This is a genomic window from Marisediminitalea oceani, assembly GCF_003731635.1.
Lineage (GTDB): Bacteria > Pseudomonadota > Gammaproteobacteria > Enterobacterales > Alteromonadaceae > Alteromonas > Alteromonas oceani.
In genome coordinates this window covers 51,761-64,483 of record NZ_RCUA01000087.1, presented here as the reverse complement: position 1 = coordinate 64,483, position 12,723 = coordinate 51,761, and the positions used below count along the sequence as shown (strand labels likewise).

The 12,723-nt window shown below is 50.1% G+C and carries 11 protein-coding genes; 9 read left to right on the top strand and 2 right to left on the bottom strand.

Going from position 1 to position 12,723, the window contains the following annotated elements:
• Window positions 1-7: 7 nt before the first annotated feature.
• Window positions 8-1,291, bottom strand: a complete 1,284-nt coding sequence (gene rhlB, locus D9T21_RS21775; protein ID WP_123327267.1) for an ATP-dependent RNA helicase RhlB — start codon at window positions 1,289-1,291, stop codon at window positions 8-10.
• Between the two features lie 99 nt (window positions 1,292-1,390).
• On the opposite strand from rhlB, the gene trxA reads away from it, so the two are divergent.
• The 5 genes from trxA to D9T21_RS21750 all read left to right on the top strand — a co-directional run bounded on the left by trxA (window position 1,391) and on the right by D9T21_RS21750 (window position 8,888).
• Window positions 1,391-1,717 (top strand): thioredoxin TrxA, encoded by a 327-nt coding sequence (gene trxA / locus D9T21_RS21770; RefSeq protein ID WP_105936165.1) that lies wholly within the window; start codon window positions 1,391-1,393, stop codon window positions 1,715-1,717.
• A 141-nt stretch (window positions 1,718-1,858) separates the two neighbouring features.
• Window positions 1,859-3,193 (top strand): prephenate-dependent tRNA uridine(34) hydroxylase TrhP, encoded by a 1,335-nt coding sequence (gene trhP, locus D9T21_RS21765; RefSeq protein ID WP_123327266.1) that lies wholly within the window; start codon window positions 1,859-1,861, stop codon window positions 3,191-3,193.
• 200 nt (window positions 3,194-3,393) lie between these two features.
• Window positions 3,394-4,659, top strand: coding sequence for a transcription termination factor Rho (gene rho, locus D9T21_RS21760; protein WP_105936163.1), 1,266 nt, complete (start codon window positions 3,394-3,396; stop codon window positions 4,657-4,659).
• 107 nt (window positions 4,660-4,766) lie between these two features.
• The gene (locus D9T21_RS21755; RefSeq protein ID WP_123327348.1) at window positions 4,767-6,065 is read left to right on the top strand and encodes an amidohydrolase; all 1,299 of its coding nucleotides are present in this window, start codon (window positions 4,767-4,769) and stop codon (window positions 6,063-6,065) included.
• Window positions 6,066-6,071: 6 nt separating this feature from the next.
• The gene (locus tag D9T21_RS21750; RefSeq protein ID WP_123327265.1) at window positions 6,072-8,888 is read left to right on the top strand and encodes an ATP-binding protein; all 2,817 of its coding nucleotides are present in this window, start codon (window positions 6,072-6,074) and stop codon (window positions 8,886-8,888) included.
• Here the strand turns inward: D9T21_RS21750 and D9T21_RS21745 are convergent.
• Window positions 8,833-9,717 (bottom strand): LysR family transcriptional regulator, encoded by an 885-nt coding sequence (locus tag D9T21_RS21745; protein ID WP_164464812.1) that lies wholly within the window; start codon window positions 9,715-9,717, stop codon window positions 8,833-8,835. The genes D9T21_RS21750 and D9T21_RS21745 overlap by 56 nt on opposite strands.
• A gap of 241 nt (window positions 9,718-9,958) precedes the next feature.
• Here D9T21_RS21745 and purE point away from each other — a divergent pair, with 241 nt between their 5' ends.
• From purE to D9T21_RS21725, 4 genes are all read left to right on the top strand, one after another.
• Entirely contained in the window at window positions 9,959-10,444 is a 486-nt protein-coding gene (gene purE, locus D9T21_RS21740; RefSeq protein ID WP_123327263.1) for a 5-(carboxyamino)imidazole ribonucleotide mutase, read from the top strand.
• Between the two features lie 2 nt (window positions 10,445-10,446).
• On the top strand, window positions 10,447-11,601 hold the full coding sequence (locus D9T21_RS21735) for a 5-(carboxyamino)imidazole ribonucleotide synthase (protein ID WP_123327262.1): 1,155 nt from the start codon (window positions 10,447-10,449) through the stop codon (window positions 11,599-11,601).
• Between the two features lie 67 nt (window positions 11,602-11,668).
• On the top strand, window positions 11,669-12,145 hold the full coding sequence (locus D9T21_RS21730; RefSeq protein WP_123327261.1) for a copper chaperone PCu(A)C: 477 nt from the start codon (window positions 11,669-11,671) through the stop codon (window positions 12,143-12,145).
• An 86-nt stretch (window positions 12,146-12,231) separates the two neighbouring features.
• Window positions 12,232-12,702, top strand: coding sequence for a Dps family protein (locus D9T21_RS21725; RefSeq protein ID WP_123327260.1), 471 nt, complete (start codon window positions 12,232-12,234; stop codon window positions 12,700-12,702).
• Window positions 12,703-12,723: the final 21 nt, after the last annotated feature.

Here is a 12,723-nt window from a genome sequence, read left to right as displayed (position 1 = left end):
TGCGATATTAATTCTTTTTATGCTGTGGGCGCTTACCTGAACTTCTGCCTGAGTTATTGCGACGCGAAGACGGGCGACGGTTCTGGCGACGCTGACGCGGTTTCGGTGGCTTAATATCGTCAAGCAAGGCATCCTGCACATATTCCGTAACCGGAATCGCATGCTGGATATAGCTTTCGATGCCCGGCAAGTTGAGCGCGTATTTCTCGCAGGCAAAACTAATTGCAACGCCGCTTTTTCCGGCCCGACCGGTACGGCCGATGCGGTGTACGTAATCTTCCGGGTCGTCGGGTAAATCATAGTTGAAAACGTGGGAAACTGCTTCGATATGCAGGCCTCGGGCTGCTACATCGGTGGCGACCAGAATGTCCAGTTTGCCGCCGGTAAAGTCTTCCAGAATACCCAGACGTTTTTTCTGCGGTACATCGCCGCTTAACAGACCGACCCGGTGACCGTCGGCTTCAAGCCAGTCGGCAACGCGCTCACAGCCATGCTTGGTGTTAGAAAATACAATGGCTTTGTCCGGCCATTCTTCTTCCATCAGGGTTAGCAGCAGCTTTATTTTATCGTCGTCTGACGGGTAAAATAATTCTTCTGACACGCGACTTGCGGTCATTTGCTGGGCTTCAACCTGTACGTGAGTAGGGTTGTTCATATGCTCGTAAGCCAGTTCCTGCACACGGTAGCTTAGCGTGGCTGAGAACAGCATGCTCAGGCGTTCGGCGGCTGGCGGCATACGACGGAATAAAAAGCGAATGTCCTTGATAAAGCCAAGGTCAAACATACGATCGGCTTCATCGAGCACGGCAACCTGGATATTATTCAGCGAGAACACGCCTTGTTTGTAATAATCCAGTATGCGGCCTGTCGTACCTATAACGATATCTACCCCATCCTGCAAAGTTTCGCGTTGACTTTGGTAACCTTCGCCCCCATAAATGAGAGCAAGTGAAAGCCCTGTATGCTTACTAAGCAGTTCTGCATCATTGTAAATTTGTACGGCAAGTTCCCGCGTAGGTGCCATAATGATGGCTTTTGGCCCTTCCTTTTCACCGTCAGGATTTGGTTCCCGGCTCAAAATATGGTGGAAAGTTGCGACCAGAAATGCCATGGTCTTACCCGTTCCGGTTTGGGCCTGGCCGGCTATGTCATTACCTTCTAATAAAGGAGGTAAGCTTAGCGCCTGAATTGGTGTACAATGCGTAAAATTTGCAGCATTTAAGGCATCAATGACTTTGCCATTGATGGGTAAATCGGAAAAATGTGTTTCGGTTAAATGAGTTGTTTGCATAGCTTATAGCTTATCAGTGCTTGCATTAAAAAACAGTTTCTATATAACACTTATGGTAGAGCTGAACAATTCAGCGACAGACCAATTACGGAGAAAAGAATGAGCGACAAAATTATCCAGTTGACTGACGATAAGTTCGAAGCAGATGTTATCAATGCTGAAGGTCCTGTGCTGGTTGACTTCTGGGCTGAATGGTGTGGCCCGTGTAAAATGATTGCCCCTATTCTGGAAGAGGTCGCAACCGACTTTGAAGGAAAGTTAACAGTTGGCAAGCTGAATGTCGATGAAAATAATGAAACTCCGCCGAAATACGGTATCCGTGGTATCCCTACGTTATTGCTGTTTAAAGGCGGTAATGTTGCAGCCACTAAAGTGGGTGCACTGTCAAAAGCGCAGCTGACTGAGTTTTTGAACGAAAACATCTGATACGGTGAAAATCGTACTGAGAAAACCGGCTAAGGCCGGTTTTTTTGTGCCCGAAAAACGCATTATTTGATCTCGGTTAATACCATTACTGCATAGGTTGGTTAAGCTTCGGCGCTTTTTTTAACCGGTTACCTTAACGTTATGCGAAAACCTGAATTACTGTCACCCGCCGGGTCAATGAAAAACCTGAGATATGCACTGCACTATGGCGCCGATGCGGTGTATGCCGGTCAGCCCCGTTATTCACTGCGAGTACGCAACAACGAATTTACCCTGGCCAAATTGCAGGAAGCCCGGGATTACACCAGTGCTCATCATAAGCAGCTGTATATCGTTAATAATATTGCGCCGCACAACACTAAGTTAAAAACCTTCGTGCAGGACCTGGCCCCGGTGGCTGAGTTACAGCCCGATGCCATGATCATGTCGGACCCGGGCATTATAATGCTCACTCGCGAGCATTTTCCTGACTTACCTATTCATCTCTCAGTGCAGGCCAATGCCGTGAACTGGGCGGCTGTAAAGTTCTGGCAGCAGCAGGGGATCAAGCGGGTTATCCTGTCGCGAGAGCTGGGTTTAAACGAAATCGAAGAAATCAGGCAGCGTTGCCCGGATATCGAACTTGAAGTGTTTGTGCATGGCGCTTTGTGTATGGCCTACTCGGGACGTTGTCTGTTATCCGGCTATATAAACAAACGGGATCCTAATCAGGGTGCCTGCACCAATGCCTGTCGCTGGGAATATAAAGCGGAAGCGGCAGTGGATAATGAAGTAGGCCAGTATATTCCGGCTCGTGATGCCGTTGAGCCAACTCTGGGTATGGGCACGCCGACTGACCAGGCATTCTTATTAACCGAACCCCAGCGCCCCGATGAACCCATGCCCGCCTTTGAAGATGAGCACGGGACTTACATAATGAACTCCCGCGACTTACGGGCAATTCAGCATGTTCAGCGGCTGGTGGAGATTGGCGTGGATTCGCTGAAAATAGAAGGGCGGACCAAGTCTTTTTACTATTGCGCACGTACCGCTCAGGTTTATCGTAAGGCTATTGATGCAGCCTGCCGGGGCGAGGCATTCGATGCCGACTGGTTCCTGGAACTGGAGCACCTGGCGAACCGGGGCTATACCGATGGGTTTTTGCAACGCCATAACCATCAGGACTATCAGCAATATGCCCGCGGTAATTCAGCCAGCGATACCCGTCAGCTGGTGGGTGAGGTAACCCATGGTGACAACGACTGGTGGTACGTGGAAGTAAAGAACCGCTTCAGCGTTAACGACAAACTCGAAGTGATGACACCGGCCGGCAATACCGAGATTGCTCTCGATACCTTGCGCTCCCAGCAGGATGAAACGTTAGTGGTAGCACCGGGCAGTGGTTATAAAGTTAAGATCCCGGCGGTTGCGGGATTCTCACCTGAGATGGCCATGTTGTTACGCTGTATTGAGCAACCACAGCCGGTGCCGGCATAGAAGAAAAAAGGGCTGCGAGGGTTTCGCAATCTTTTTTTAACATTTGCGGGATTTAGTCTGGACGATAGTAAAATATGGTGCTACCTTTACTGAGTCTAGGCTTGCCTGGCATCCTTACTAGCCCGCCTCCGGGCTCAAGCACTATTCTTATTAATTAACGAATTTCCCAAAAAGACGTTCAAGCACAAAGACCCACCAGTATGAATCTAACGGAACTTAAGAATAAGCCAATCAGCGAATTGGTCGCCCTTGCCGAAGAAATGGGCCTCGAAAATATGGCCCGCGCGAGAAAACAAGACATTATTTTCTCGATTCTAAAATCCCACGCAAAAAGTGGCGAAGACATTTTTGGCGACGGCGTACTGGAAATCCTCCAGGACGGCTTCGGCTTCCTGCGCTCTGCTGACTCTTCTTATCTTGCGGGGCCAGATGATATTTATGTTTCACCCAGCCAAATCAGACGCTTTAACCTGCGTACGGGTGATACCATCGCCGGGAAAATTCGCCCGCCGAAAGACAGTGAGCGTTATTTTGCCCTGTTAAAAATCCGCGAAGTTAACTTCGACAAGCCAGAAAACTCCCGTAATAAAATCCTCTTTGAAAACTTAACCCCACTGCACGCAAATTCACGTTTGCGCATGGAGCGTGGTAATGGTTCATCAGAAGATATTACCGCCCGTGTACTGGACCTGGCGTCACCGATTGGTAAAGGTCAACGTGGTCTGATTGTGGCACCACCGAAAGCGGGTAAAACCTTATTACTGCAAAACATCGCACAATCCATTGCGGCTAATCACCCCGATTGTGAACTGATGGTGTTGCTGATTGACGAACGTCCGGAAGAAGTTACCGAAATGCACCGTCTGGTGCGCGGTGAAGTAGTTGCCTCTACCTTTGATGAGCCGGCCAGCCGCCACGTTCAGGTTGCTGAAATGGTTATTGAAAAAGCCAAGCGCCTGGTTGAGCACAAAAAAGACGTGGTTATCCTGCTGGATTCAATCACCCGTCTGGCGCGTGCCTACAACACGGTTATTCCATCATCAGGTAAGGTACTTACCGGTGGTGTGGATGCTAACGCACTGCACAAACCGAAACGTTTCTTTGGTGCTGCCCGTAACGTGGAAGAAGGTGGTAGCTTAACCATCATCGCCACCGCGCTGATTGATACCGGCTCTAAGATGGATGAAGTTATCTACGAAGAGTTTAAAGGTACCGGTAACATGGAACTGCACCTCAATCGTAAGATTGCTGAAAAGCGTGTATTCCCGGCTATTGACTTTAATCGCTCTGGTACTCGCCGTGAAGAGTTACTTACCGGTCAGGACGAGTTACAGAAGATGTGGATCCTGCGTAAGATTGTGCATGAAATGTCAGAAATCGACGCCATGGAATTCCTTATCAATAAACTTTCCATGACCAAGACCAATGATGAGTTCTTCGACGCGATGAAGCGTCAGCGAAGTTAATCATTAGTTTATATTTTACTAAAAACCGCTGCCTGACAGCGGTTTTTTTTTGTGATTTTTGATCAGAAGGGGTAGTGTAAAGTTATTGTAATTTTATGGATAACATTATGCGTCGCGTCGTACTTGCTGCTCTGCTACCTCTTTTTTCCCTGCCTGTTTTTGCTCAGTCCGGTGAAGTGGATCGGTTGGCCAATGAGATTGAGAGTGAGGTCATCAGCTGGCGCCACCATTTGCATGAATATCCTGAGTTATCCAATCGTGAATTTAAAACTGCCGAGTACGTGGCCCGGCATCTGCGCTCGCTAAATCTTGAAGTGCAAACCGGTGTCGCTAGAACCGGCGTAGTGGCAATTCTGGACAGCGGCCGGCCTGGCCCGGTAGTTGCGTTACGGGCCGACATGGATGGCTTACCGGTACCTGAGGAAAATGATCTGCCCTGGCGTTCTACACAGCGCGGCGAATACAATGGTAATGACGTGCCGGTCATGCATGCCTGTGGTCATGATACCCATATGGCCATGCTGATGGGGGCGGCTTCGGTATTAACTTCAATGAAAGATAAGCTGCATGGCAAGGTGAAGTTTATTTTCCAGCCTGCGGAGGAAGGCGCGCCCGCTGGTGAAAAGGGCGGAGCCGAAGTAATGGTGCAGGAAGGCGTATTAAAGAGCCCGGATGTGGACGTAATTTTCGGCCTGCATATCAGCGCTAATAACGATATCGGCACGGTGAGCTATAACCCTGGCGGTACCATGGCGGCGGTAGACCCTTTCAAAATAGTCATCCACGGTAAGCAGGCTCATGGCGCTTACCCGTGGAAGAGTGTCGACCCCATCACCACTGCTGCACAGATGATCATGTCACTGCAAACCATCGTCAGCCGTGAACTGAAAATCATTGATGATGCCGCAGTGGTAACCATTGGTTCCATCCATGGCGGTAACCGCTCGAATATCATTCCTAACGAGGTTGAGCTGGTTGGTACTATTCGTACCCTCAACCATGCCGCGCGAGAACACGTTTACGAGGCGATGGCTCGTAAGGTTAAGGGCATTGCCGACAGCATGGGCGCTAAGGCTGAGCTCACCCTGCCACTGGATTATAATTACCCTATTACCTATAACGACCCGGAACTCACCGCACAAATGATCCCTACCGTAGAGCGAACCGCGGGCAAGCAAAACACCATACTGGCTAAGCCGGTTACCGGTGCTGAGGATTTTTCTTTCTATCAGGAAAAAGTGCCGGGGTTATTTATGTGGCTGGGCGGTAAACCCCTTGATGTATCTGTGGAAGACTCGCCGGCTCACCATACGCCGGAGTTTTATGTTGACGATGCCGGGATGAAACTGGGTGTGCGGGTACTCACCAATCTGACTCTCGATTACATGGATGCTAACGCAGAATAATTCCCTATGGAAAACAGGTTGCTGCAGGCGCTTGCTCTGGCGCTGGCCGGAGTTGCGGTTAATCTAATCTCTGCCCCGCTGGAAACCGGCGGGGTGGTGTTTTTTGGTGGTGGTTTTGCTATCGCTGCCGCCTTATTGCTTTCTTTTTCCCTTACACTGGTGGTGTCTGCTGCCGTCTATGCTGTGTTGCTGGTGCATGGCAACGACCCATTTATGATCGCCTTTCTGGCGGTACAGCCTTTGCTGATAAATGCATTGTCGAACAAAGCGGATGCGCTGAGTCCGTTAAAACTGGGGATTGGTTGGTGGAGCGCGCTGATTGTGCCGGTTTATATAGTGTTTGCCTATGCAACCTACAGTGGCTCTCCCACCATGGCCTTTACGGCTTACTCCATTACCTGGATAAGCGGCATTTTTTCCTGTTTGTCTGGCCATCTATTGTATATTGCGTTACTGCGTTATTTGCCGGTGGGCAACTCGCTGCACTTCAATGTAGAGCCTTTGTTCCGCTACATGTTTGCCTCGCTGTTTTTCTTTGTAGTACTGATTATGACTTATGTGCACGTTGCTCAGTTGCAACGCCAGCAGGCACAGCAGTTAACTTCTTACATGGCCCAGCGAGCGCAGGTAATGAGAACTGAGCTGAGTCGTTTTATCGATGAGCATACCGGTGCAATCAGCAATACGGCCAGGTCAATGGCGATAGCGCAAAAGCATGGCGCACCGTTACCGGCCATTGCAGATGAAACGCTGTCTAACCTGGCTCAGGAGTTTCCCGAGTTTCTCACCTTTTTGATTGCTGATGAAAAAGGTGTTGTTACCCATTCTTACCCGGTAAACCTGCTTAAGCGGGCAAAGCGACTAAATCAGGCGGTAGTGACTGAGCGCGAGTATTTCATTCAGGCCATGCAGACCGAGTCGACTTTTGTGTCGCAGGCGTTTCAGGGGCGGGGGTTTGGTAACGACCCCATAGTGGCCATTGCCAGTCCACTCTACGACAGGGAAGGCCAACTTACAGGTATCCTTGAAGGCTCGCTCAATCTCAGCAGCTTTATTGAATATGACAGTCGAAATTTGCCGGGGTTCTGGACGATTTACCGGGATGAGGCCGGGAAAGTGGTTTACGCATCGCCGGAGCTCAGCCTTGAAGCCCTGCAACGTCCGGAATTGCCGGGCTGTAACCAGGACAGTTGTTTTTCCCGGCAGTCAGCGCTGTCACGGGATTGGTTTATTGCTCAATCGCGGGATCCTATCTCGGGCTGGACGGTAACCATGTTGTTTGAAAACAGTAGCTATATGTCAATGAGCACTGACTATGTGCGCTGGGCACTGTTTCTACTTCTTGCGCTGGGGCTGGTAGGGATCATTGTGGGTGGACGGGTGGCACAGGTTTTCGCCCGGCCGCTGCGCGAACTAATGAAAACCTTCGCCGGTTATTCTCCGGAATCGCCGGTGCCAATGCCGTCATTTAGTCAAAATCGCCTGCAACTGCAAGAACTATCCGGATTAGCGATAGAGTTTAGCGAGTTGGGAGAGCGCCTGGTGAGTGCTTTTGATGAACTTTCCACCTCGCGCCAGCGTCAGCGGACCCTCAACGAAGAACTGGAAAAGCTCAACCTCACCCTCACCGAGCGAGTCGAGGAGAAAACCGCTTCGTTAATTCAGGCGCTGGACCAGGCCGAGGCGGCGAATGTGTCGAAGTCACATTTTTTGGCCAATATGTCCCATGAGATCCGCACACCAATGAACGGTATTCTGGGGAGCTGTGAAAATCTGCTGGAACAACCATTACCGGAAGATGTCAGGCGGCGAATTCAGGTTATAGTGCAGTCGGCCAACAACCTGCTGCTGATCCTCGACAGTATTCTGGACTGGTCGAAGATTGAAGCGGGTAAAATGAAAGTGACCCGCCACCCCTTTTCACCACAACAGATTATTCAGGCTTGTGCCGAAATTCATCGTCAGGCTGCCAGTCGGAAGCATTTGAGCCTCGAAGTCGTTTGGGACAATAGCATACCGTCATTTTTGCTCGGCGATGCCGGCAAAATAAGCCAAATCTTAAATAATCTGTTGAGTAACGCGGTGAAATTTACCGCTATCGGCGGTGTTGTAATTAAGGTCGTGTACCAGTATGGCACGCTCGTAATTGCCGTTAAAGACTCCGGTATTGGTATTAAAAAAGCGGAGCAGCAGACTATCTTCGAGCAGTTTGTTCAGGCCGATGGGTCAAGCTCCAGACAGTTCAGTGGCACCGGGCTTGGCTTGTCAATTACCAGCAAACTGATTGATTTAATGGGCGGTACTATTGAGCTTAACAGTGAGCAACAACAGGGCAGTGAGTTTATTGTTAAGTTACCACTACCCACGTCTGCCCAGGCAGAGCAGGCGCCGGAACAAGCTGTGCTAACGCTCCCGGCAGGCTTAAAAATCCTGGTGGTGGAAGATAATGACATTAATGCTGAAATTATCCTCGATATGCTCAAGGATGCAGGCGTTAAATGTCTTCGCGCCAAAGACGGCGCTGCGGCACTGGAAGTCATCCCTAAAGTCGATTTTGATTTGGTCTTAATGGATTGTCAGATGCCGGTGATGGATGGTTTTTCTGCAACCCGGGCGATCCGCGATTTGCCTGGCGACAAATCCGCCATTCCCATTATAGCTCTTACCGCCAATGCTTTTGATGATGACCGCAAAGCTTGCCTGAGTGCTGGTATGAATGATTATTTAAGTAAGCCGGTGCGGCGCACCAGCTTATTTGCAATGCTGCTTAAGTACGTTGGTTCTCAAGCAGCGACTGACGAAACGCCTGGGCCGACAGACTGATCGGACGGCGGCGGTTGGTTACCACCTGCCAGGTACTTTGGATCGGGAAGTCGGTGACATTAAGGACTTTAACGCTGTCGATGGCAGACTGATCAAGCGTATGCTGCGACAGCACCGCCAGACCCAGGCCGGCAGAGACAGCCAACCGAATCGCCTCGTTACTTTCAATTACCATATTGTTGCGCAACAGCACATCGCGTTTATCGCAGTACTCATCCAGCGTGCGGCGGGTACCACTGCCTTTCTCTCTGAGCAGAAACTTGGCGTTTTGCAGGTCGGCTAAACTGCAGTTATCCGGGCCATCGTAATCCGGCGGGGCAATTACAACCAGCGGATTGGCCAGAAACGGTTCGCAGACTAAATCGTCATCTTCGGGGGGATAGGTGAAAATATACAGGTCATCTCGATTTTGCATTAAACGCTCGGCAATCTGCTCGCGGTTACCAACGGTAAAGCGTACATCGATATTAGGATGCTGTTTGCAAAACGGGCTGAGCATTGGCGGAATGATGTATTTGGCAGTGGTTACTACAGCCAGTTTAAGGGAGCCAACTTCCACTCCCTGCAAGGCGCTGATCTGGCTTTTCAGTTTATCCTGTGAAGATAAAATTTCCTGAGCGCAGCGGTATACTGCGGCGCCGGCTTCTGTGAGTTGCACGCTGCCCTGAAAGTGTTCAATCAGAGGCAGACCAATAATACTGTTTAGTTTTTTAAGTTGAAGTGACACGGTAGGCTGTGACAGTTGCAGGGCATTAGAGGCAGCGGTTACCGAACCGCAATCAACAACCTGCTGAAAAACTTCAAGTAGTCTGAACGTCAATGTATTCATAAAGCATCCCATGATAGCGTTTGTCTAAAAATATACTAAAAACTCATTTATCTCTATCTATATTTGCCGGGCTGCGTTGAAACTAGGGAAATATCCGTTTACAGGCGGTTTGTAATTGACCACAAATAGATGCTTACTATGGGCAAACGGGGCAAAATGAGCTAATATCGGCCGCTTTTCAAGCACTGCTCAACCACGAGTTAAGCGGATTAGTAAACGCAAAGTCTGTGAGGACGGCAAAATGGCGAAAATCGCAATTGTGATGGGGTCGACATCGGATTGGCCAACAATGCAAAACGCGGCAGTAATGCTCAAACAATTCGGTGTTGAATTTGAGGCACAGGTTGTCTCGGCACACCGTACTCCTAATCTGTTAGTCGAATTTGCCGAGCAGGCAGAGCAAAATGGGTTTTGCGCCATTATTGCCGGTGCAGGCGGGGCCGCCCATCTACCAGGCATGATTGCCGCTCACACTCACTTACCGGTATTCGGTTGCCCGGTGAAGTCTAAAGCATTAAATGGCCTGGATTCACTACTGTCTATCGTGCAGATGCCCAAAGGCGTTGCCGTTGGCACCCTGGCAATTGGCGAAGCGGGTGCGGCAAATGCCGGCTTGCTGGCTGCTCAGGTGGTTGCCTTACAGGACCCCGCGGTCCGTGAAGCAATTATTGCCTTTCGCCAACAACAAACTGACACGGTTTTAGCAAACGGTAAACTGGAGCTGTAACAATGCAGGTGCTGGTATACGGTGCCGGACAGCTGGCACAGATGATGTATCTTGATGGCGCGCCGCTGGGCATCAATGTCATGGCGGTGGATGTGAATAATAACGCTGTAGTTCACCCGGTCAGTAAAGCGCCGCTCAATTATACCCTTGAGCAGGCCATTGAACTGGCAGACGCGCTGACTGTTGAGTTTGAACATGTCCCTGAGGCCTTATTAGAACAGGCTGAAGCATCAGGTAAACTGCATCCTGGGATCGACGCTATTCTGGTGGGAGCCGACCGGGTACGTGAAAAGCAACTACTAAGCAGCCTGGCTATCCCGAATTGTCCTTATCAGATCGTCGACGACCTGGCGCAGCTGGACAGCTGTGTTGAGAACCTCGGTGAACGCCTGATTATCAAAGCCAGCCGTGACGGCTACGATGGCTATGGACAGTGGCGCTTAAAAGCGGCCAGTGAGTTACCGGCGCTTAAGTCTCAGCTGGCTGAGCTGGATCTGAAAGCCGTGCCGCTGGTGGTAGAGAAAATGCTGAATTTCGACCGCGAGGTATCGTTAATTGGTGCTCGTAGTCCTGGCGGTGAAGTGGTTGTTTACCCTCTGGCAGAAAACCTGCATCACGAAGGACAACTTCATGTTTCGGTGGCACCGGCGAGTGCGAGCACTGCTGCATTAAACGAGCAGGCCAGAGATATCTTTACCAAGCTGGTTAACGGTATGGACTATGTTGGTGTACTGGCGGTTGAGTTATTCCAGTGTGGCGATGAGCTGCTGGTTAATGAACTGGCCCCGCGGGTACATAATTCAGGGCACTGGAGTCAGGCGGGTTCACCTACCAGTCAGTTTGAAAATCATTTACGGGCAGTGCTTGATTTACCTTTGGGGCTGGCCTGTAACACCGGAGGCGAAGCCGCGGTTAGCGCAATGATTAATATTATTGGTTGCGACGACCATCAGATGGCATTGTTAAGCGTGCCGGGTGTGCATTTCCACTGGTATGGCAAGTCTGTGCGTCAAAAGCGCAAAATGGGTCACATCAATGTGACGGCGTCGGGTTACGCTGAGTTAGGCAGCAAACTGCAAAAGCTCAGTGAGTACCTTTCGCTGGCGCATTTCCCTTGCCTGGCCGATGAAGCGAGCCGGCTGACTTCAGTAAGCTAAAATAACCTTCAGGACCTCACTCGTTAGTGGGGTCTTTTTTTGTTGTAAAGTAACAGGAGTGACAACAATGATTAACCGTTACTGGCAATGTCTTGTACTGGCGCTGGGCTTGCAACTGGCTTTACCTGCCGGGGCTAAAATGGAGCACGGTGTTATGGTGCACAACGCTAATGCCCGGGCGACCTTTGCCATGGCTACCACCGCTGCCGTCTACCTTACTCTGATGAATCATGGCGACACAGCCTTTACCTTAACCGGTGTGAGTGTGCCGTCAGACATTGCCAGCGAAGCACAGATCCATACTACGGTGATGAAGGGTGACATGATGAGGATGCGACAAGTAACCGATGGCATCGATGTTGCGCCTGACAATATGGTTGAATTTAAGCCCGGCGGCTACCATGTAATGCTTATGGGGCTGGTTAATCCCCTGACAAAAGGCAATAAGTTTAACCTGACGCTGCATTTCGCTGACCAGCAAAGCAAAACGGTAGAGGTTACCGTGGGTGAACAGGGAAAACAGGGTGGACATCACCACCACTGACAACGGGTCGCTGTAAAAAGAATGTAATCCAAATCAGTGCATTATTGCTATGAATACTATAATTGGAATGAACCAAGGAGTTTATAATGAGCAAGATTGACATCGGTATTGCAGAAGCAGACCGCGAAGCGGTTGCCCACGGCTTAAAGAAATTACTGGCAGATTCTTACACCCTGTATCTGCAAACGCACAATTTCCACTGGAATGTAACGGGCCCGCAATTCCGCGAATTGCACCTCATGTTTGAAGAGCATTACACCGAGCTTGCTGTCGCAGTAGACGATATTGCCGAGCGGATCCGTACTCTGGGGATTGCCGCGCCTGGTACTTACAAAGCATTTGCCGAACTCAGTGCAATTGAAGAAGTTGAAGGCGTACCGGAAGCCAGTGAAATGGTGCAATTGCTTACCCATGCTCATGAACAGGTAGTGAAAACTTGCCGTGAAGCGCTGAAACTTGCCCAACAGGCCGACGACGAGTCTTCCGTAGCCCTCATCTCAGACCGTATGCGCGTGCACGAAAAAACGGCATGGATGTTACGCGCGATGGTGCAATAACAGAATTTAAAACAACAAGAG